Annotated in this window: 16 protein-coding genes and 2 pseudogenes; 13 read left to right on the top strand and 5 right to left on the bottom strand. The window is 72.2% G+C overall.

Features of this window, described 5'->3' with window-relative positions:
* Positions 1-308 (bottom strand): annotated as a pseudogene (locus tag AZE13_RS37955) (hypothetical protein); the annotation flags it as partial.
* 714 nt (positions 309-1,022) lie between these two features.
* On the opposite strand from AZE13_RS37955, the gene AZE13_RS10615 reads away from it, so the two are divergent.
* The 4 genes and pseudogenes from AZE13_RS10615 to AZE13_RS10605 all read left to right on the top strand — a co-directional run bounded on the left by AZE13_RS10615 (position 1,023) and on the right by AZE13_RS10605 (position 4,491).
* Positions 1,023-1,883, top strand: a complete 861-nt coding sequence (locus tag AZE13_RS10615; protein ID WP_309302181.1) for a glycerophosphodiester phosphodiesterase — start codon at positions 1,023-1,025, stop codon at positions 1,881-1,883.
* Positions 1,884-1,936: 53 nt separating this feature from the next.
* Positions 1,937-2,227 (top strand): annotated as a pseudogene (locus AZE13_RS37950) (ATP-binding protein); the annotation flags it as partial.
* A 330-nt stretch (positions 2,228-2,557) separates the two neighbouring features.
* Positions 2,558-2,956 carry an ATP-binding protein gene (locus tag AZE13_RS10610; protein ID WP_066929373.1) on the top strand — a complete coding sequence of 133 codons (399 nt, stop codon included), beginning with the start codon at positions 2,558-2,560 and terminating at the stop codon, positions 2,954-2,956.
* Positions 2,957-3,522: 566 nt separating this feature from the next.
* Entirely contained in the window at positions 3,523-4,491 is a 969-nt protein-coding gene (locus tag AZE13_RS10605; RefSeq protein WP_066929371.1) for a DUF5926 family protein, read from the top strand.
* 677 nt (positions 4,492-5,168) lie between these two features.
* Here the strand turns inward: AZE13_RS10605 and AZE13_RS10600 are convergent.
* On the bottom strand, positions 5,169-5,843 hold the full coding sequence (locus tag AZE13_RS10600) for a hypothetical protein (RefSeq protein ID WP_066929369.1): 675 nt from the start codon (positions 5,841-5,843) through the stop codon (positions 5,169-5,171).
* 187 nt (positions 5,844-6,030) lie between these two features.
* Positions 6,031-6,816 carry a bifunctional DNA primase/polymerase gene (locus AZE13_RS10595; protein ID WP_066929367.1) on the bottom strand — a complete coding sequence of 262 codons (786 nt, stop codon included), beginning with the start codon at positions 6,814-6,816 and terminating at the stop codon, positions 6,031-6,033.
* A gap of 674 nt (positions 6,817-7,490) precedes the next feature.
* Here AZE13_RS10595 and AZE13_RS39000 point away from each other — a divergent pair.
* The 3 genes from AZE13_RS39000 (at position 7,491) to AZE13_RS10585 (ending at position 11,190) form a co-directional block, all read left to right on the top strand.
* On the top strand, positions 7,491-7,643 hold the full coding sequence (locus AZE13_RS39000) for a hypothetical protein (RefSeq protein WP_181690305.1): 153 nt from the start codon (positions 7,491-7,493) through the stop codon (positions 7,641-7,643).
* Positions 7,644-7,688: 45 nt separating this feature from the next.
* Complete coding sequence (locus AZE13_RS10590) at positions 7,689-9,470, top strand: PP2C family protein-serine/threonine phosphatase (RefSeq protein ID WP_066929365.1); 1,782 nt, start codon at positions 7,689-7,691, stop codon at positions 9,468-9,470.
* A gap of 235 nt (positions 9,471-9,705) precedes the next feature.
* Positions 9,706-11,190, top strand: coding sequence for an aminopeptidase P family protein (locus tag AZE13_RS10585; RefSeq protein WP_066929608.1), 1,485 nt, complete (start codon positions 9,706-9,708; stop codon positions 11,188-11,190).
* Positions 11,191-11,196: 6 nt separating this feature from the next.
* Here the strand turns inward: AZE13_RS10585 and AZE13_RS10580 are convergent, their stop codons facing one another.
* Positions 11,197-11,868: a TetR/AcrR family transcriptional regulator gene (locus tag AZE13_RS10580; protein ID WP_066929363.1), complete on the bottom strand. Its 672-nt coding sequence runs from the start codon at positions 11,866-11,868 to the stop codon at positions 11,197-11,199.
* A 262-nt stretch (positions 11,869-12,130) separates the two neighbouring features.
* Positions 12,131-13,609 carry an alpha/beta hydrolase gene (locus AZE13_RS10575; protein ID WP_107288297.1) on the bottom strand — a complete coding sequence of 493 codons (1,479 nt, stop codon included), beginning with the start codon at positions 13,607-13,609 and terminating at the stop codon, positions 12,131-12,133.
* Positions 13,610-13,928: 319 nt separating this feature from the next.
* Here AZE13_RS10575 and AZE13_RS10570 point away from each other — a divergent pair, with 319 nt between their 5' ends.
* Genes AZE13_RS10570 through AZE13_RS10545 form a run of 6 tightly spaced genes read left to right on the top strand, consistent with a single transcriptional unit; the run spans position 13,929 to position 20,454 of the window.
* Entirely contained in the window at positions 13,929-15,197 is a 1,269-nt protein-coding gene (locus AZE13_RS10570; RefSeq protein WP_181690304.1) for an ATP-grasp domain-containing protein, read from the top strand.
* A 59-nt stretch (positions 15,198-15,256) separates the two neighbouring features.
* A complete protein-coding gene (locus tag AZE13_RS10565) occupies positions 15,257-16,111 on the top strand; it encodes a Rossmann-like domain-containing protein (RefSeq protein ID WP_066929606.1) in 855 nt (284 codons plus the stop codon).
* Positions 16,108-17,337, top strand: coding sequence for a PLP-dependent cysteine synthase family protein (locus AZE13_RS10560; protein WP_258527701.1), 1,230 nt, complete (start codon positions 16,108-16,110; stop codon positions 17,335-17,337). Before AZE13_RS10565 ends, AZE13_RS10560 begins: the two co-directional genes overlap by 4 nt.
* Positions 17,334-18,380: a dipeptide epimerase gene (locus AZE13_RS10555; RefSeq protein WP_066929358.1), complete on the top strand. Its 1,047-nt coding sequence runs from the start codon at positions 17,334-17,336 to the stop codon at positions 18,378-18,380. Before AZE13_RS10560 ends, AZE13_RS10555 begins: the two co-directional genes overlap by 4 nt.
* Entirely contained in the window at positions 18,377-19,654 is a 1,278-nt protein-coding gene (locus AZE13_RS10550; RefSeq protein ID WP_066929356.1) for an MFS transporter, read from the top strand. The genes AZE13_RS10555 and AZE13_RS10550 overlap by 4 nt, the downstream gene beginning before the upstream one ends.
* Positions 19,651-20,454 (top strand): class I SAM-dependent methyltransferase, encoded by an 804-nt coding sequence (locus AZE13_RS10545; protein WP_066929354.1) that lies wholly within the window; start codon positions 19,651-19,653, stop codon positions 20,452-20,454. Before AZE13_RS10550 ends, AZE13_RS10545 begins: the two co-directional genes overlap by 4 nt.
* Positions 20,455-20,484: the final 30 nt, after the last annotated feature.

Below are 20,484 nucleotides of genomic sequence, written 5' to 3'. Positions count from 1 at the left end.
GGAGTCCGCGCGTCAGAAGTCCGGGCGTCGGAAGTCCGGGCGTCGGAAGTCCGGGCGTCGGAAGTCCGGGCGTCGGAAGTCCGGGCGTCGGAAGTCTGGGCGGCGGGTGGCTGGGAGGCGGGTGGCTGGGAGGCGGGCGGCTGGGAGGCGGGCGGCTGCGCGCCGGGAGGCTGGGCCTCGGAGGACTGGGCGCCGGAGGTGGAGGCGGGCGCCGGCGCAGGGGCGGACGCGGGGACGCTGTCCGGCTGCGGCCCGGTCGGCGGCTTGGCCTCCGACGGGACGGCGGCTCCCTCGTTCTCGGTGCTCACGGCTCTCTCCTCAGCTTGCTTCATGTTCGCGTCCACGGTTGTCGGCGTGCCACGTCGGACCGGTGGGGACTCTGCCCAGGTTTTGCACGGTCCAGGCCCGGAACCGTCGGACCCGGAGACCCGGGGCTTTGCCGGATCTATGGGGACGGGACTCATCAGGTCTTGTCAGGGTTGGCCGGGTTTGTTTGGCCGGGGTTGGTCAGGGTCGGTCGGGGCTGGTCAGTACTTTTCAGGGCTCGTCAAGGCTTACGGGATCTTGTGGGGGCTCACGGGATCTGCGGACCTTGCAGGGTCCGGCGGGTTCTGCGGGGGCTGCGGATCCGGCGGGGGGCTGCGGGTCCTGCCGGGCCCGCGCATCCTGCCTGGCCTGCGGGTCTTGCTGAGCCCCGTAGCCTCGTAGGGCCGGCGGTTCGGTGATCTTTTTTTCTTGGTACTCCGGGGTTCGGCACTCCAGGATCCCGGCAATCCGGGGAGACCAGGATTCAGGATCCACACGATATGGGCGAGTCTTCCTCCCAGCTTTTCCCACCGCGCGTCAGAGCGCCGTAAGCCGAGACTGTGACTGCCCCTCCCATCCTTTATGTCGGACAAATGCCGCGCATCCCGAGTTCCGTCCTCGGGGCGGGCACCGGACGGCCCGGCGACAGCGGATGGCACGATAACGCGGTGAGCACTGCACACCCTGCCCAGGACAGCCGTCCGGGTCGTCACACGATGTCCGTCGTAGCCCATCGAGGCGCCTCCGAGGACGCCCCGGAGCACACCCTGGCCGCCTACCGCAAGGCGATCGAGGACGGTGCGGACGCCCTGGAGTGCGATGTGCGGCTGACCGCGGACGGCCACCTGGTGTGCGTCCACGACCGCCGGGTGAACCGCACCTCCAACGGCCGGGGCGCGGTCTCCGCCCTGGAGCTCGCCGACCTCGCCACGCTCGACTTCGGGTCGTGGAAGGAGCCCGGATACGCGAACGGGACTCCGGGCCTGGACCTGCCCCCGTACGCGAACGGGACCGCGGGCCTCCGGTACGCGAACGAGGCCCCGGACCTGCGATACGAGGACCCGGAGCGGACGTCCGTACTGACGCTGGAGCGGCTGTTGGAGCTGGTCGCCGATGCGGACCGCCGGGTCGAGCTGGCCATCGAGACGAAACACCCGACGCGCTGGGCCGGTCAGGTGGAGGAGCGGCTGGTCGAGCTGCTCGGCCGGTTCGGGTATACAAAACCAGCCATGAGCCCCGACTGGACGCCCCCGGTCCGGGTCATGAGCTTCTCGGCGCGCTCGCTGCACCGTGTGCGGGCCGCCGCGCCGGGCATCCCCGGCGTCTACCTGATGCAGTTCCTCCGCCCCCGGTACCGGGACGGGCGGCTGCCGGTCGGCGTCGGCATCGCGGGCCCCGGCATCCGGATCCTCCGCTCGCACCCCGAGTACGTCGCCAAGGCCCATCAGGCGGGCCACCAGGTCCATGTATGGACGGTCAACGAACCGGCCGATGTCGAGCTGTGCCAGGAGTTGGGCGTGGACGCGGTGATTACAAACCGCCCCAAGCAGGTACGAATGCAGCTCGGCCTTGGCTAGAGCTCATCACAGGGTGTGCACCGGCGCATTCGGCTCGTGTTCGATCGTGTCTAGTGCGTCACTGCGTGCCGTCTGGCCGGTTTCCGGTCCAGTCCATTGGGGCATCCATCCCCTGGCGTGGGGCAAAGGAGGTCTCGGGGGTGGCGTTGGTGGTGGCACAAGAGGTGCCGGCGTCGTCGATCATGGCCGTACCCCATGGTCCAGCGGGCGTGGGCATGGCCAGGCGGCGCATGCGGGAAGAGCTGCTGGCAAGTGGCGTTCAGGACAGCGTTGTCGATGACGCGGTCCTTATCCTTTCGGAGCTGTTGAGCAATTCGTGTCGCCATGCGCGACCGATATGCGACGGCAGCCCCCCGGAATCACAGGAACTACAGACACTGCAGGGACCGCAAGAGCTGCAAGGACCGCAAGGGCTACAGGGGTCCTTGCCCTCCCGTTCTCCGGCCCGTTCTCCGGGACGCCCAGGACCTCTGGGATCTCGCGCACCTCTGGGGCCCGCGCACTCCGCGGGACCTCTGAGTTCCGCGGCTTCCGCGACGTCCGCAGCTTCTGCCACGTCCGCCACGTCCGCCACATCTACGGCGTCCGCAGGCGCGGCAGGAACCACGGGCCCCCTGCGCTCCCCGGGTTCCGAGAGAGCCGGGGCCAGGGGCGGCCGGGGCGCTTCCCCGGACGTGCCGCAGGACAGCCGCACCACGGCCGCCTCACGCGGCGTTCCGTCGGCGTCCGTCCGGGCGTCCTGGCGTATCGACGCCCAAGGCCGGCTGACCGTCGCGGTCACCGATGGCGGTGGCCCGACCCGGCCCATTCCGGCCACTCCCTCGGTCACGGCACACGGCGGTCGTGGCCTGGCGATCATCCGGTCGCTCGCCAAGGACTGGGGCGTACGCGACACCGCCGCCGGCGAGGTGACAGTCTGGGCTGTCCTCTCCCTTCAAGGCGCCTTTGCTACGCGCGTGGACCTGACGCCCCCCGAGCTGCCGCCGTCGCTCACGCGGCGCCCAGGAACGGGCAGTGGCGGCCGGCCACTGGGCCCGGGCCCGGCCCTCGTGGACTTCGACGAGCTTCCCTAGCGCACTTCAACGAGCCGCCTGGGGGACCCTGCCCTGTCCGGAACCCCTCAGGGACTCCCACCCGCCGGGGAACCCCTCAGCCCTCCAGGCATCCCTCAGCCCTCCATGCATCCCTCGGACCTTCAGGCATCCTTCAGCTCGACGGCGCACGTTCCACTGCGCGGCGCCGCGCGGCAACCGGCTGCGCGGCACCCTGGCAACCGGCTGCGTGGCGCCCCGGTAACCGGCTGCATGCCGCCGCTGCCGCCGCCCGCCCGGCAATCGGGAATACCTCGCCCCCCAACTGCGTTGTGGCCCGCAAGGGGCGCCGGCATCCCTTAGGGGATCTGTTCGACCATCCCCTAAGGGCCGACACGCCGTCACGGCGGCGACGGTGCGGAGCATATGAGGCGAGGTGTGCAGGGATCCGATGGGGCGGGATCGGGGTGGGACACGGGGTTATCCACAGGCGGACGCGGCCTGGTGCGCGATCCTCTAGGCTCGCGCCGAAGCGCATGACAAGAAGAGCATGAAGAGCATCAGGCAATGCGTCCGTAGCTCAGGATCGACCGGGAGACACCGCCGCCATGGCAAAGAAGCGCCGCCCCCAGCCCCGCGCCGCAGCGCCCCAGATCAAGGATGGCGAAGTGCCGGTCGTCGGCGCTCGTGAGCCCTGCCCGTGCGGTTCCGGCCGCCGGTACAAGGCATGTCACGGGCGGCAGGCGGCCCACGCCGTCACCGAGCTGGTGCAGCGCCCCTTCGAAGGCCTGCCCGGAGAGTGTGACTGGGTGGCGCTGCGGGAACTGGTGCCCGCCGCCACCGCCGAATTGACGCTGAAGGGAGGGCTGCCCGAGGGCGTGCCCTCCGTCACGCTCGCGACCGTCCTGCCGATGGCCTGGCCCGCGCTGCGCCGCGACAACGGCGCGGTCCTGCTCGGCCTGCAGAACGACACCGCCTCCGGCGACATCAGCCGCGATCTCGCGGACACCCTCCAGCGCGCACTGGTCGCGGACCCGGGGAGTCCGGTCGCGGCCGGGCGGCCCAGTGCCGACGGCCCGCGGCTCCAGGATCTGCTCGATCTGACCGCGCCTTTTGAGCCGACCGTCCACACCGGTTTCGAGTTCTGGGTGGAGAACGCCGAGAACGCGACGGGCGAGGTCGCCGCGTCGTTGGAGCGGGCGAACGCGGCGGCCATTCCGACCGCCCGGATTCCCGGCCTGGAGGGCGCGTACTGGTGCGAGGCGCCGGAGAAGAACCATCTGCGCTGGGTCACCGCGCACCCGGAGGAGCAGCTGCTGGACGCGCTGGCCCGGCTGCACGCCGCCGGCGCGTCCTCCCTCGGTGAAGGCACCCGCCTGGTGGGCTCGTTCCGCGCGCACGGGCTGGTCGTTCCGGTCTGGGACCTGCCCTCGTCGATGGGCGCCGACGATGTCGCCAAGCCGGCCACGGCGTTCGCCGAGCGCCTGGCCGAGGCGCTGACGACGGATATCCCGCTGACCGCCGACGAGCGCCGGGCGCGCGGCGGGCTCACCAACCGTCAGATCACCTTGAGCTGAACAGTAACGGCCGAGGGCGGCTGAGCCCGCCCTCGGCCGGGAGCTCCGCACCGGGTGGCCCTGCAGGGGCGTTCCGTACCGGGTGGCTGTGCAGGGTGTTCCTTACGGGTGGCCGTGCCGGGCGTTCGTTCCCTACGGGGTGAGCGTGCCGGGTGGTGGTACCGGCCGGTGCAACCGATGGTCCGTACGCCTCATAGGCGGCTGCGTGACGCGGTGGTCCGTACGCCTCGCAGGCAGCCGCGTGACGCCGGTCACAACTCCCCGTACCTGCCGGTAAATAGGCGTCCGGAAATCCACGATCGAATTTGCTAACCGCCGATCTCTTGTTACGGTTCTAAAAGCCCGGTCGCTGGTGCATCCCCCGTCGCCAGCGACCGGGCGCTTCCATGTCTGGAAGCAAGTATTCCGATCGGACCTTCTGTCCGGGCCGCCCACCTGCACGCTCCGCCCGGGACGTGTCACGCGCGTGCCGACACCGCGCCCCCGGACTGACGGCCTTTCGCGTCACCAAAAGGGCGTTACGGCGTTGCCGGAGAGTTGCCATACCGCCGGAAAGTTGTCATGGGGCGGCCGCCGGAACGCCGAACTCTGAAGTCCGAACGCCGAAGCCTGAACGCCGACATCCGAACGCCGACGTCCGAAGCTGGCGCCCGAAGTCCGAACGCCGCCGCGGGGCATCAGAGGAGTGAACCTCTGGCGCTCTTCTTCGAGTTGCTGCCGGAGCGCAGCAGCAACTGCTCCCCTGCCACATCGGAGATCTCCGCCACCGCGTCGTACGCCACCCGGGCCTTCCGCACCGTCCGCGCGATCGGGGTCTCGCACATGCCCGGCCGGCCGGTCCGCGGGATCTTGCAGTTCACCTGGACGGTCCTGCCGTCCGGCCGCAGCAGCGTCAGTACGGCGTGCAGCGGACTGCCCGTGATGTTCCGGTAGTACGTACGTGCCCAGGTGCGGCCACGCTCGGCGAGCACGCAGGTCTGGACCTTGATGCCCCGGGTGGAGTTGAGTTCCGGGCCGCAGCGAGACGTACGGCCGGAGAGCAGCGGGAGGCCGAGCTCGTCGAGCGGGCCGGTGAGCCCCCCTTCCGCCCGGGCGGCACCGGCGGACTTATTGTCCGCCTTGCCACCCATTTCACCCTTGGCGCCCCTTTTCGCCGAACGATTATTTTCAGCCGTGGACGTCGCTCCGGACGTACCCGGCGTAGAGGTGTGCGGCATACGGGCCCTCGGCACGGGGGCGCTCGGCGTGGCAGTGTCCGCCGGGCCGGCCATCGCGGCGCCAAGCGGTACGGCGATGGCGAGCGCCGCCACGCCGGCGAGCCCGATCATGCGGAATTTCTGCGCGCGTTGCATGGACCCCACCTGCGATCGAGATGCCGCCGACGACGGCTTGACAGTGCGCCGAACCTGACGGCCGGTTACACCGAACCTATCGGCCAACGAGGGGGAACCCGGCTGCACGGACACCCATTTCCCGTAGTGATCCGGGCCGGTCACACCCGGACGGGTGAACCGCCCGCGCCTCGCCGGTCCGAGCCGGTCAGTAGGCGAGGCGGCTGCCGCCGTCGGGGGCGCTGGTGCTCGCCAGGACCAGGGCATCGACGATCGTGGCCACCTCCGGCAGCCAGGGCGCGGCCGCGGGCGGGGATCCCCCCTGCGCATGGCGGTCCCCCCGCTCGAACGAAGCCGAGCGCCGGGGAGCAGGTGAGGGCTTGGGGGACGTCGGCGGACGCTCCCAGCGCACCCGCCCGGCGCCGGTCTGGGACGGCGGGAGCACCACATGGCCGCCCTCCCCGTGGAACCGCAGCGAGCTGGGCACCCAGTTCTGGGAGTACAGCAGCTCGCCCAACTCCGGGAGGCCGTACGGCGATACGAGCAGCGACCAGCGGGTCGGGGTGGCCACGACGGGGCCGACACGGACGCCGAAGTGGTCCAGCGCCGCCAGGGCACGGGCGCCGGCAACGGCGGGCAGGCTCACCGCGCAGGGCGCCCGGCCGCCGGTGGCCAGGACGATCGGGGCGTCCGGCCGGTTGGTCCACCACCAACGCACCATCCGGGCATCGGTGGTGGCGGCCAGCAGCCCCGGGTCGAAGGGGTGCGCCCCGGGTACCACGCACTCGGGGTCGGGGCAGTTGCACTCACGGGTGGGCCGCCCTCCGAGGCCGAGCCGGGCACTGGCCGGCGCCCGGCCGGCCGACCTGAGTCCCACCCCGGGAAGCACCGGCCACTGCCACTCGGTGGCGCAGTGGAGCGCCGCGCCGAGCAGCGCCGACCGTCCGCCGCGCCGGAACAGGGGCTTGCGTCGCCTTCCGAGGATCTCGCGCATGAGCGCTCGTTCCTTTCCGTTAACGCCGAGGGCTTCGTCCATCGCACTACTGGGCACTGCTACGCACTATTGGGCACTGCACTACCGGGGACTACCGGACTGCTGCACTACTGATCTGCTGGGCTTTGCCGGCTCTGTCGCGCCACCGGGCACTGCGTGGCACGGCGTAGCACTTTCGAGCTGCCCGGCGCCGCGTAGCGCTACCGGGCACCGCAGCACTGCATGGCACCGCTCGCCGGTTCGCTCGCGCTTCGCCCGTGCCGCTCGATGCCGTCGTGTGGCGTCTCTCGCGGCTCGGCCATGCGATCCGGGTCAGGCCAATCGCACATCGATCACGCCGCGTGGATCTGTGGTCACCACGCGTACGAGGCAGCGCATCACGCCATACGCCGAGCGTGGAACATGGCGGGGGGTGGCGCGCGCTGGGCGCTTGTGCTGCCGTTTGTGCAGTCCCCGCCACTCGGGTGCGTCACGGCCGTCGTCGTGTGAGACGCCGGTGCCCGCCGGAGAGTTCCGGTGCGGCCCCAACTGACCCGCACCTTTCCGAGTACGTACCCGCCACTGTGGTGATGACGCGCTGTTGATCGGCGCCAGTCGACCTCAAATTGACGCCCAGTGGGCTGTTTTCAGGCCAATCTACAGACCTCGCTGACACCACAAACCCCGTGGGGACAATGCTGGACATCGCCTCGTTGGTGCGTGTACATGTGGAGGCATTGATAGCGGAGCAGCATGACATGGGGGTTTGCGATGCTATTGAGGAAATCGCGCGGCCAAAAATTCCGCACAACATCACTCAACAAAATGCCGCGCTCCCTACCAAATAGCGGCCTGACCTGGTGTAACGCCCTGCGTGACGATGGTCGTCAGCCATGACCGCCCCACACGTACCAAAAGTGGCTGGAATCGAACCAGCTCTCCCCGCTCCCACGCATACTGTCGGCCCGCATCCGGAAGACCCGCACCCGGAGAACGCCCCTGCGGACCACGCAGAGCACGCAGAGCACACTGCCGACTCCTCGTCCGGCCCCTCATCCGGCTCCGCTTCCGACTCGTCATCCGGCTGCTCCGGCACCTCCGACGGCTCGCCGGACGGCTCGGTCGACGGCCCGGGCGGCGGCTCCTCGGACGCCCCCAACGGCGGTCGCGGCGGCGCCCCCGGCCCCGTGTCGGGCCTCTCTCCCGACGTCTCCGCCCTCGACCAACTCGCCGCGGTCCAGGACCGGCTGGCCGGCTGGATCTCCGACCTCAGCACCCTGCACGACCTGACCGAACAACTCGCCCGTACCCGCACGTTGGAGGAGGCCCTCCACGAGTTGCTGCGGGCCGGCGCCGCCCTGGTCGGCGCGCGCCGCGGCCTGGTCGTCCTGGCGCCCGCGGACGGACTCGGGCCGGAGACCACCGTCGGTCTCGGCCTCGGCCACGCGGAGATCGGACACATCGAGACCGTCCCGCGCCGCGCCCTGTCGTACGCGCGGATACTGGACGGCCTCCCCGAGCCCGGCACCACCGGCGACGGCACCCCCGCCACGTGCGACACCGGCGCCACTTGCGACGCCTGCGACGTCCGCGAGATCAGCGAGCCCGACATCCCGGGTGAGAAGGACCTCGACCCGCGCCTCCGCGAGGTCGCCGCCCGCCTCGGATACGCCGCCAGCTACGCCGTCCCGCTCACCGCCGACCCCATCGGCCGCACCGGCGCCGCGGTCTGGCTCTACGACGAACCAGCCGCACCCACCAAGCGCCAGCGTCACCTCATCGGCCTCTACCGCGCACACGCCGCCGAGCACCTCGCCCGCCTTCTCGAACTCCACCGCAGCCGACAGGCCGCCGCCACCCTGCGCGAGGAGCTGCTCCCCCACCGGCTGCCGCGCGTCCCCGGCGTCCGTCTCGCGGTCCGGCACAGCACCGGCCCGCGCGGCGGCGGCGACTGGTACGACGCGCTGCCGCTGCCCGACGGGGCGCTGGGCCTGGCCGTCGGGTCGGTCACCGGATCCGGGCCGAGCGCGGTGGCCGCCATGGGGCGGCTACGGGCTTCGCTGCGCGCGTACGCGGTCATGGAGGGCGAGGATCCGGTCGCGGTCCTCTCGGACCTGGAGCTGCTGCTCCGGCTGACCGAGCCGGCCCGTAGTGCCACCGCGCTGTTCGCCTTCACCGAGCCGCCGCCCGGCGCGTCGGACGGTACGCCGGAGGGTGCGCTGGGTGGCGTATCGGAAGGTGCGCTGAGTGGTGTGCCGGAGGGCGCGCTGGGCGGCGTGCCGGGAGGTGCCCTCACGTCCCGCAAGCTGGTGCTGGCCGGGGCCGGCCACTGCCCGCCGCTGATCCTCGGCGATCTACGGACCGAGTTCGTCGAGACCTCGCTGTCCGCGCCGCTGGGCATGCTGGCCTGCTGGGAAGCACCGAGTGTGGAGATCGAACCGGCCGGCGGCGAGACCCTGCTGCTCTACAGCGACGGGCTGCTCCACCGGACGGGCGAGCCCATGGACCGCGCCTTCGCCCGGTTGCACACAGCCGCCGCGAGCATCCCCAGGTCGAGCCGCCGTGATCCGGAAGCGGTGGTGGATCACATCGTGCGCGCGATGCTGCCGCAGGGGCTGGACGATCCCTCGTCGGAAGAGGACGTGGTCCTGCTGGCGACCTACTTCGAGGAGTAATGAGAGGAGTAGCGGGGAGCGGCCGGGAGTGGCGGGGAGCAGCCGAGAACAGCGGAGAGCAGCGGGAGGCGGCAGAAAGTAGCGGGAGGCAGCGGAAGGCAGCGCCTTTCCCCCACCGTCTGCTCCCGCCATGCGTCCTATGGCCGTAATGCCTGAGAGGTCACACGTTCCGCCCTCTGGACCGCGTTCCATCCGCACATACGATGGAATGCGTTCACTCTTATGAGGAGGCATGGTGACCGACGAGCTGACGCCGGAGATCCCGGACGCGGACGAGCAGCCGATCAAGCAGCGCAAGAACGGCCTTTACCCGGGCGTCTCCGATGAGCTCGCGGAGAACATGAAGGGCGGCTGGGCCGACACCGAGCTGCGGGACCTGCGGCCGATCGAGCAGGCCCCCCACGCCGCCCGCCGCCGGGCCGCGCTCTCCGCGCGCTTCCCCGGTGAGCGCCTGGTGATCCCCGCGGGCAACTTGAAGACCCGCTCCAATGACACCGAGTACTCCTTCCGTGCCTCGACGGAGTACGTCTACCTCACCGGCGACCAGACCGACGACAGCGTCCTCGTCCTGGAGCCCGCCAAGGACGAGGCCGGGAGCGGGAACGGGAACGGCCACACGGCGACGCTCTACCGGCTGCCCCGCTCCAACCGCGAGAACGGCGAGTTCTGGCTGAACGGCATGGGCGAGCTGTGGGTCGGCCGCCGCCACAGCCTGGCCGAGTCCGAAGCGCTGCTCGGCGTCCCCTGCAAGGACGTGCGCGAGCTGGCCGACGCTCTCAAGGAGGCCACCGGCCCGGTCCGCGTCGTACGCGGCCACGACGCCGGTATCGAGGCCGCGCTGACCGACAAGGTCACCGCCGAGCGCGACGAAGAGCTGCGCGTCTACCTCTCCGAGGCCCGGGCGGTCAAGGACGACTTCGAGATCGGCGAGCTCCAGAAGGCCGTCGATTCGACGGTGCGCGGCTTCGAGGACGTCGTGAAGGTCCTGGACAAGGCGGAAGCCACGTCCGAGCGCTACATCGAGGGAACCTTCTTCCTGCGCGCCCGCGTGGAGGGCAACGACGTCGGCTACGGCTCGATCTGCGCCGCCGGCCCGCACGCCTGCACCCTGCACTGGGTCCGCAACGACGGCCAGGTCCGCTCCGGCGACCTGCTGCTCCTGGACGCCGGTGTGGAGACCACCACCCTCTACACCGCCGACGTCACCCGCACCCTCCCGATCAACGGCCGCTACACCGACCTCCAGCGCAAGATCTACGACGCGGTCCACGAAGCCCAGGAGGCGGGCATCGCGGCGGTCAAGCCGGGCGCCGCCTTCCGCGACTTCCACGACGCCGCGCAGCGGGTCCTCGCCACGAAGCTGGTCGAGTGGGGCCTGGTCGAGGGCCCGGCCGACCGGGTCCTGGAACTGGGCCTGCAGCGCCGCTGGACCCTGCACGGCACCGGCCACATGCTCGGCCTGGACGTCCACGACTGCGCCGCGGCCCGCACCGAGGCGTACGTCAACGGCACGCTGGAGCCGGGGATGGTGCTGACCGTCGAGCCCGGGCTGTACTTCCAGGCGGACGACCTGACGGTGCCCGAGGAGTACCGCGGCATCGGCGTACGGATCGAGGACGACATCCTCGTCACCGACGACGGCAACCGGAACCTGTCGGCCGCGCTGCCGCGGCGGTCGGACGAGGTCGAGGCGTGGATGGCAGGACTGCTCAAGAAGTAGCCCCGGTCAAGAAGTAGCCCCGGCATGGGGTGTCGGCGGGTCGGTGGTTTCGTCCACCGGCCCGCTGTCCGTTTTCACGTACGCGCCCGCGCGGGCCGCCGCCCATACGGCGGTGGCGGCGGACTCGGCGAGGTGGGTGTCGACGGGGCGGCGGACGATCAGCATCCGGTAGTAGAAGGGCGCGCCGAGGGCCGACATCACCTCCACCGGGTCGGTACCCGGGGGCACTTCACCGCGTTCCCTGGCCCGCTCCACCATCCCGCCCGACAGCGGCAGCCGCTCCTCGAAGAACGACCGCAGCGCCGTGGCGGCCTGCGGGTGGCGCGCCGCGGCGGAGACCACCGCCTCGATCAGCCGCCGCATCCGCGGCTCCTCGTAGAAGGCGGCCAGCGAGCGGGCCATCGCCCGCAGATCGCCGTACAGCGTGCCGGTGTCCGGCAGCGGTACGCCATCGCTCAGGTCGGTCAGCAGCGCGCAGACCAGGCCCTCGATACAGCGCCAGCGCCGGTAGAGCGTGGCCACGTGGATTCCCGACCGCTGTGCGACCTTCTCCATGGTGAGCTCGGCGAAGCCGCCCTCGCCCAACTCCTCGAAGACAGCGGCCAGTACGGCCTGACGGGTGCGGGCCGTACGCCCGCCGGGCCGGGTCTCGCCTGGGACAGGGTGCGCTGTGGTCACGGCGGCTCCGTATTGCAGTGCGGGTTCTCGCCAAGTATTGTCCGAGAAGATTAACGCGAAGCTCTTCGCGTTAGTCCTGGTGTGCGCTGGTCTCGCTGGGAAAGGGGACGCCGCGGGGGAGGTCCTCCCTCCGCGAGACCGCGCTACCCACACCCCTCTCGCCCCCTCTCCAACCCCCTCCTCAGCCTCCTAAGGTCGATTTCCAGCCATTCCGGCCATCCGCTGACGCTCCGAGGGCCCCACGTTGTGCTAGGGACAGGCCCTAGGGCGCCTTCGGAAGCCCGGGGCCCGCGCAGCGGACGTCCGCCGCCGGCACCGCCCCCGCCACGAGGTACGCGGCCGCCGTACTGTCCACACAGGCGTTGCCCCGGCTGGCGAACACCCCGTGGGAGTAGTCGTTGTCGAGGGTGATCAGGCGGGAGCCGGGCAGCAGCTTGCGCAGTCGGCGGGCGCCCTCCAGGGGCGTGACGGGATCATGCGCGGACGCGACCAGCAGTACGGGCGGGGCGTCCGGGCTGCCGAGCGGGGTGCGGTGGCCGGGCCGATGGCGCCAGGAGGCACAGACGGAGGCCTCCATACCGGTGAGGACCGGCTGGGGGTCGAGGCGGCGGGTGCGGCGGATGTCCGCGGCTATCGCGCGCGGGCTGGGCCCGGGGCCGTCGGCGCACTTGACGATGCGGTTGGCCGCTTCGTAGTTACGGGAGTCGGGGCCGTCGAAGGCGGACGCCGGGCGCATTCCGTCGACGCCGCCACTGGTGAGGTACGTGCGTATGCCGTCGGCGAGGCCTGCCCAGCGTTCGGTGCGGCCCAGCGCGCGGTACACGGCGCGGTCGAACTCCGCCGGGCCGAAGCCGTCCACGGGCCGCGCGCCGAGCCCCTGGCGCACCCGCAGATAGGACCGCCGTACGGCGGTCGCACTCGCCCCCACACCGAAGCGCTGCGCATGCGCGGCGGTCCAGGCGAAGAAGGTGTCCCGCTGACGCAGCAGCGCCCGGCTCTGGATCACGTCGAAGTCGTACCAGCCCCAGGGGCCGACCACGCTGTCCAGCACCATACGGCCCACCCGGTCCGGGAACCGGGCGGCGTACGCCGCACCGAGGTAGCTGCCGTAGGAAACGCCGAGGAAGCTCGTCCTCGGTTCGCCGAGCGCGGCGCGGATCGCGTCCATGTCGTGGGCGGTCTGCTCGGTGGACAGGTAGGGCAGCAGGCCGGCCGCGTGCGTGGCGCAGTCGTCGGCCATGGCGTGGAGTGACGTGAGGTAGGCCCGTTCGGCGGCGCGGTTCGCCGGTACGGGGTCCACGCCGGGGGCGTCGAAGAGACCGCCCATCGGGCCGCAGTCCGCGGGGGTGCTCCGGCCGACTCCGCGCGGGTCGAAGCCGATGATGTCGAACGAACGCCGCACGCTCTCCGGGAGTTTGGCGCGCTTGGTGACCGCGTAGGAGAGCCCGGAGCCGCCCGGGCCGCCCGGATTCACCAGCAGAATGCCGCGCCGTTCGGCGGGGGTACCGGAGGCACGGACCCGGGAGACGGCCACGTCGATGCGCGCCCCCTGAGACTCCGCAGACCAGTCGAGCGGAACGCTGAGCCGGCCGCATTCGACGTGGTCCGGCGCCGCCGGCTTCGGTACGGAGTCCGGGCAGGCGCCGAAGTGGAGGCGGGGAGCCGGCGCCGCCGGGGCGGAGGCCTGGGCGGGCGGGACGGGGCTCAGTGTGGCAGCGGCCGCCAGGGCGCTCAGCAGCACGGCGCGGCGGGCGGGAGGGGTGGGACGGACGGAACGACGGGGGCGGGACAAGGGCAAGGACGACGACAAGGACAAGGACAAGGACAACGGGCCCTCCGGACGGAGTCGGGCGGGGCGGGACGCACGCGATGGCACGCGACACACGCGATGACGCAGGACGCACGCGATGGCATGGGCCGCACCCAGCAGGGGCGGACACCCAGTATGACAATGACAATCATTATCGATAAGGTGTTCGCGACCAAACCCGGTCCCCTCCTCGCCGAGGGAGCGCCGGGCTGCCCGTACGCCGGTGACCCCCGGCACGGAAAGGGGAGCTGTGGCTCATCTGTTGGTGATCGAGAGCTGGGTGGGCTCGATGAGCCGACTGCTGCCACGCTCGATACGGGAGGGCGGGCACGAGTTCACCTTCCTCACCCGCGACCTGCACCACTACCTGCGCTCGGCGCCGGAAGGCACCACGCACCCGCTGCTCGGGGCCCGCAATGTGATCACCGCCGACACCAACGACACCGAGGCCCTGCTGCCCCAAGTCGAGCGGCTGCACGCGGTGTTGGGCTTCGACGGGGTGATCACGTCCTGCGACTACTACCTCCCGGCGGTGGCGCGGATCGCCGCACACCTCGGCCTGCCCGGCCCCGGGCCGGAAGCCGTCGGGAACGCCTGCCGCAAGGACGCCACCCGTCGCGTCCTCGCCGGGGCCGGGCTGCCCGGCCCGCGCTTCGCCGTGCACGAGGAGTGGGCCGATATCGCCCGGGCCGCACGGGAGGTCATCGGCTATCCGCTGGTCGTCAAGCCCGTCGACCTGTGCGCCGGGATGTTCGTGCGCCGAGTGGACGACGAGGACCAACTGGCGGAGGCCGTAGCGTCCTTGGCCGCGTTCCCGGTCAATGCGCGCGGGCAGCGGCGGGCACCCGTCGTCCTGCTGGAGGAGCTGCTGGACGGGCCCGAGGTGAGCGTCGAGACCGTGTCGTACGGGGGCGCGGTGCAGGTGGTCGGCGTGACCGACAAGAGCCTCGGCGGAGCACCGGCCTTCATCGAGACCGGGCATATGTTCCCCGCCGCGCTGGCCGCCGCGGACACCGAGGCCGCGGAGCGGGCCGCGGTGCGCGCGCTGACGGCGCTCGGTCTGGTCGACGGCGTGGTCGCGCACACCGAGGTCAAGCTGACCGCCGCCGGGCCGCGCGTCGTGGAGGTCAACCCCCGGCCCGCCGGCAACCGCATCACCGAGCTGATCCGCCATGTGACCGGGATCGACCTGGCCGCCGCCTTCGTGGACGTCGCGCTCGGCCGGGAACCCGACCTGCGGCGCACGGACACCGGGCTGCGCAGCGCCGCGATCGGCTTCCTGCTGCCGGACCGTGCGGGCACGCTCGAAGAGGTCGAGGGGCTCGACGGCAGTCACCTGGCCGGCGCGGCGGGCGTGCTGGAAGTGCAGGTGGCCGAGCCCGGCAAGACGGTGCAGGCGGCGGGCAGCAACAACGAGTACCTGGGGCATGTGATGGCGGGCGACGCCAAGGGCCCCGGCGCCCGCGACCGCGTCGAGGGCCTGCTGTCCGCGCTGCGGGCGGGGCTGGTGATCCGATGACCGCCGTACCCCCCGCGACCACCGCGACCCCCGTGGCCGCCATGACCCCCGTGCCCGCCATGACCCCCGTCGACGCGGTGCCGCACGAGACGTACGAGACGTACGACGGCCTGGTCGACCGGGTCCGCGCGGGCGCCCTCGGCACCGACCCCCGTACGCTGCGGATCGCCGTCGCCTTCACCACGCGGCAGGCCGTACGGCATGACGGGCGCGGCACCGGGTACCGCAACGAAGTCCTCAGCCTGCGGCTGGCCGAGGCCGTCGGCTCGTGCGCGGTCGAGCCCGGGGCGCTGCCCGACGGTGCGCTCGACGACTGTGTGGGCGCCGATGTCGCACGGCTGCTGGACCATCCGCTGCCGCCGGTGCGGGTGGCCGCTCTCGACGCCTACCTGACGCACCTCACGCCCCACACCCCGGCCAACGGGGCGCACCCCGTCCCGCTGCCCGCCGGATCGTCGCTGGAGAAGTCCCGGGCCCGGGCCGGTGCCGTGGCCGGGCTGCTGGACCTGCCGGCCGGCACCACGGTGCTCGTGGTCGGGGTCGTCAACTCGCTTCTGGAAGCGCTGCGTTCGCGCGGCCTCGGCTACGTGCCGTGCGATCTCAAGGGCGGTACGACGGAGTGGGGCGAGCCGGTGGTCACCGACGCGCTCGCCGGGTCCGCGCGGTGTGACGCGCTGCTCGTGTCCGGGATGACCTTGGGCAACGGCACCTTCGAGCCGCTGCGGGAGCACGCGCTCCGGCACGGCAAGCAACTGGTGATGTTCGCCCAGACCGGGAGCGCGGTCCTGCCCCGGTTCCTCGGGCACGGGGTGAGCGCGGTGTGTGCGGAGCCGTACCCCTTCTTCTGGCTCGACGGCGGGCCGGGCGTCATCCACCGGTACCGGTCCGCCGGACGCCCCGGGGGAGAGCGATGACCGCCGCCACCGCCGTACGGCCCGACGCCCGGCCGGAGTTGTTCGCCCTGCTCGGCCGTACCCCTGTCGTCCGTGTCACCACCGACCTGCCACACGCCCACCCCGGCTTCTGGGCCAAGCTCGAAGGGCTGGCGGCGGGCGGTATGAAGGCGCGGGCCGCGGTGTCGATGCTGCTGGGGGCGCGTGAGCGCGGCGAGCTGCGGCCCGGGGACCCGGTGGTGGAGTCGACCTCGGGCACCCTCGGCATCGGCCTGGCCTTCGCGGGCCAGGCGCTGGGCCATCCGGTCGTCCTGGTCGGCGACCGCGAGCTGGAGCCTGCGATGCGGCAACTGCTGTGCGCGCACGGCGTCCGCCTGGAGATCGTCGACCGTCCGGCGCCGCAGGGCGGCTGGCAGGCCGCCCGCCTCGCCCGGCTGCGGGAGCTGCTCGCCGAACTGCCCGGCGCGTACTGGCCCGACCAGTACAACAACCCCGACAACCGGGCCGGTTACGCCTCGCTCGCCGCCGAACTCACCACCCAGCTCGACCACCTCGACATCCTCGTGTGCAGCGTCGGCACAGGCGGCCACAGCGCGGGCATCATCGGCCCGCTGCGCCGGCACTGGCCCGCCCTCCGCCTCATCGGCGTCGACGCCACCGGCTCGACGATCTTCGGCCAGCCCGCCCGGCCCCGGCTGATGCGCGGCCTCGGCAGCAGCATCCATCCGCGCAACGTCGCCTACCACGCCTTCGACGAGGTGCACTGGGTCGGCCCGGCCGAGGCGGTGGACGGCTGCCGGCGGCTGGCCCGGGGCTCCTTCGTCAGCGGCGGCTGGAGCACGGGAGCGGTCGCCCGGGTCGCCGCCTGGGCGGCCCGCGTCCATCCCGGGGCGGTCGTCGCCACCGTCTTCCCCGACGGCCCGCACCGCTACCTCGGCACGGTGTACGACGACGACTTCACCGCCGCGCACGGCCTCGACCTCTCCGCCGCGGCCACCCGGCCCGTCGAGATACCGCACCCGTACGCGGCCGAGGCCACCGGCTGGGTGCGATGTACGAGGGTCACCGACCCGCTCCCGGCTGCTCCGGCCTCTGCCTCTCCGACCCCCGCCGCTCCAACTCCCGCCGCTCCAACTCCCGCCGCTCCAACCTCCGCTGCTCCGGTCCCTGCCCCTCCGCCCCACGCTTCCCCGACCTCTGCCTCTCCCACCCCCACCTCCCCGACCCCCGCGAAAGGCACCCTGTGAAGGCCGGCCTGCGCACCGTACGCCTCGAACTCGCCGAGCCGTTGCGCATCTCCCGTTCCACCATGTCCGCGCGCGACGCCGTGTGGCTGAGCATCGAGCACGCGGGGGTGACCGGCCATGGCGAGGCCGTCACCAGCGTGTACTACGGTCTCGACGCCGACACGCTGGTACGGCTCCTCGGCGCCGTCGAACTGACCGGCTTCGCCTGCCCCGAGAGCGCCCTGGAGGCACTCGGGGCGGGAGAGCTGGTCGCCGCCGAAACCCCACCGGCGGTGACCGCGGCCGTCGAGTCTGCGCTGCTCGACCTTGTCGGCAAGCGCGCGGGCGTCCCCGTCCACCGGCTCCTGGAGCCCGCATCCGCGCCCCCCGTGGCCGCCACCGCCCGCACCATCGGCATCACCTCGCCCGCCCACGCCGCCGCCGAGGCCCGCCGCCTCACCGCGAGCGGCTTCCAGCTCCTCAAGGTGAAGGCGGGAGCGGGCGATCCCGAGGACGATGTGGAGCGCGTACGGGTCATCCGCGATGTGGCGCCCCGGGTGCGGTTGCTCCTCGACCCCAACGGGGCCTGGAGCCCGGCACAGGCCAGGGCCCTGCTGCCCCGGTACGCGGACCTCGGTGTGGAGGCCGTCGAGCAGCCGCTCGCCCCCGGCGACCCGGAGGCCCTGGGCGCCCTCGCCGCACGCTCGCCCCTGCCCGTCATCGCCGACGAGGACGCCGTCGGCCTCGACGACGCCCGGCGCCTGGCCGGACGGGTCCACGGGGTCAACGTCAAGCTCGCCAAGTGCGGCGGCGTCCACGCGGCGCTCCGCATCGCCGAGGCGATCGAGGGCAGCGGCACCGCGCTGATGCTCGGCTGCCTGACCGCCAGCAGCCTCGGCCTGGCACCCGCCGTCCACCTGGCCGACCGCGCCCGCTGGACCGACCTCGACGGGCATCTGCTGCTCAGCCGCGACCCATGGACGGGCATCGGCGGCGCCGACGGCTTCGTACGGGCAACCGACCGGCCCGGGCTGGGCGTCGAGGAGGACGCGAGGCCGCTATGAAGACCTGGCACGAGATACGCCGCTTCCCGCTCGCCGTCCAGCTGCTGCTGGTCAACCAGCTCGGCGTCAACACCGGCTTCTACCTCCTGATCCCCTACCTCGCCACCCACCTCGGCGAGAACCTGGGCATGTCGGCGGCCGTCGTCGGCATCGTCCTCGGCGTACGCAACCTCAGCCAGCAGGGGCTGTTCCTGATCGGCGGTTCGGCCTCCGACCGGCTCGGGGCCCGGGGCGTCATCATCGCCGGGTGTGCCCTGCGCACCGTCGGGTTCGCGCTGTTCGCGCTCGGTGACGGGCTGGCCGTGCTGCTCGCCGCGTCCGTGCTCAGCGGACTCGCCGGGGCGCTGTTCAACCCGGCCGTACGGGCGTACCTCGCGCAGGAGGCGGGGGAGCGCAAGGCGGAGGCGTTCGCGCTGTTCAACGTCTTCGCCACCACCGGTGCGCTGATCGGCCCGCTGCTGGGCAGCGCGCTGCTGCTGGTCGACTTCCGTACCTCCGCGCTCACCGCCGCCGGGATCTTCGCGGTGCTCACCGTGGCGCAGGCCCTGGTCCTGCCCGCGCGGACGGTGGAGCCGAGCGGGGGCGGGGTACTGGCGGACTGGCGCGAGGTGGTCGGCAACCGCGCCTTCCTGGCGTTCGCGCTCGCCATGATCGGCATGTTCACCCTGGAGAACCAGCTGTACCTGCTGCTGCCCGACGGGGCGCGGCGGGCCACCGGCTGGGACGGCGCGGCGGGCCTGGTATTCCTCGTCGGCACCGTGACCAATCTCGCCCTCCAGCTGCGGATCACCAGAGCGCTCAAGTCCCGGGGCAGCAGGGCCCGTTGGATGGCGATCGGACTGGCGGTGATGGGGCTGGCGTTCCTGCCGCCGGCGGCCGTGGCGGCCGTGGCGGGTGCGGGGCCGGAGTCCGCAGGAGTGCTCGCCGCCGTGCCCGTACTGACCGGCGCGCTGCTGCTCTACCTCGGCGTCATGATCGCCCAGCCGTTCGTGATGGAGCTGATCCCCCGCTTCGGCCGGTCCGAGCTGACCGGGACGTACTTCGGGATCTTCTACGTCGTCTCGGGGATCGCCGCCGCGGTCGGCAACACCGTCGTGGGCTGGGCCATGGACACCGGCGAACGGGACGGCATCGGGTGGCTGCCGTGGGTGTGCTGTGCGCTCCTCGGCCTGGTCTCGGCGGGCGGGGTGGCCTGGCTGCACCGGCTCAGGGCGCTGCCCGGGAACCCCGAACCGGCGCCCGCGCCCGCCGCCCGCGAAGGGAGCACCTCATGACCATCGAAAGCACCACCAGCGAAAACCTGCTCACCGACAAACCCGAGCTGTACGAGGCCCGCTTCCCCGATCCCGAACGGCGGGCCGGCCGCTGGGCGGCGGACTGCCTGCTGCGGTACGGCGCCGGGCCACGGGTCCTCGACATCGGCTGCGGCACCGGGCGGGACGCCGCGTACCTCCACGGCGCGGGCCGGACCGTCGTAGCGGCCGACCTCTCCGAGGCGATGCTGTCGTACGCCCGTGTCCACCACCCGGGGCCGACGTACGTCCCTGCCGACCTGACCGGCTTCGACCTCGGCCGGGCCGCCTTCGACGCCGTCGTCTGCCTGGACAGCTCCCTCCTCTACTGCCACACCAACGAGCAGCTCGACGGCTTCCTCGCCTCCTGCCGCCGGGCCCTGGCCCCGGGCGGGCTGCTCGTCGCCGAGATGCGCAACGGCGCGTACTTCCTCGGCCGCACCGACCTGCTGCACACCCCCGCCCGCAGCGGCTTCACCTGGCAGGGCACCACCTACCGGTCCACCACCACCCTGACCGTGGACCGCACGGCCCAACTCCTGCGCCGCGTCCGCGTCTGGACGTCCGACGACGGCTCCCCGCCCGTCGCCCAGCGCTCCGCCTGGCGGCTGCTGTTCCCGCAGGAGCTCCGCTACGCACTGGCCGCGCACGGCTTCGAGGTCCTCGCCCTCCACGACGGGCCAGGCCCGCGCACCACACCGCGGTGGCAGGACGGCGACCTGCCCGGCGAGACCGCCGACGCGGACCGCCTGCACGTCATCGCCCGGCTGACCGGCCACTGACCCCGACACCTCACGTCTGAAGACGCCTCA

Origin of the sequence: Streptomyces sp. NBRC 110611 (genome assembly GCF_001590865.1) — a bacterium.
GTDB lineage: Bacteria > Actinomycetota > Actinomycetes > Streptomycetales > Streptomycetaceae > Streptomyces.
This window is presented reverse-complemented; position numbering and strand designations above follow the sequence as displayed.

What these genes read in the sequence shown, in the direction of transcription:
- AZE13_RS10615 (WP_309302181.1), top strand. Translation starts at nt 1,023, where the DNA reads ATGTCCGTCGTAGCCCATCGAGGCGCCTCCGAGGACGCCCCGGAGCAC.
- AZE13_RS10605 (WP_066929371.1), top strand. Translation starts at nt 3,523, where the DNA reads ATGGCAAAGAAGCGCCGCCCCCAGCCCCGCGCCGCAGCGCCCCAGATC.
- AZE13_RS10600 (WP_066929369.1), bottom strand. Translation starts at nt 5,843, where the DNA reads ATGCAACGCGCGCAGAAATTCCGCATGATCGGGCTCGCCGGCGTGGCG.
- AZE13_RS10595 (WP_066929367.1), bottom strand. Translation starts at nt 6,816, where the DNA reads ATGCGCGAGATCCTCGGAAGGCGACGCAAGCCCCTGTTCCGGCGCGGC.
- AZE13_RS39000 (WP_181690305.1), top strand. Translation starts at nt 7,491, where the DNA reads ATGCTGGACATCGCCTCGTTGGTGCGTGTACATGTGGAGGCATTGATA.
- AZE13_RS10590 (WP_066929365.1), top strand. Translation starts at nt 7,689, where the DNA reads ATGACCGCCCCACACGTACCAAAAGTGGCTGGAATCGAACCAGCTCTC.
- AZE13_RS10565 (WP_066929606.1), top strand. Translation starts at nt 15,257, where the DNA reads ATGACCCCCGTCGACGCGGTGCCGCACGAGACGTACGAGACGTACGAC.
- AZE13_RS10560 (WP_258527701.1), top strand. Translation starts at nt 16,108, where the DNA reads ATGACCGCCGCCACCGCCGTACGGCCCGACGCCCGGCCGGAGTTGTTC.
- AZE13_RS10550 (WP_066929356.1), top strand. Translation starts at nt 18,377, where the DNA reads ATGAAGACCTGGCACGAGATACGCCGCTTCCCGCTCGCCGTCCAGCTG.
- AZE13_RS10545 (WP_066929354.1), top strand. Translation starts at nt 19,651, where the DNA reads ATGACCATCGAAAGCACCACCAGCGAAAACCTGCTCACCGACAAACCC.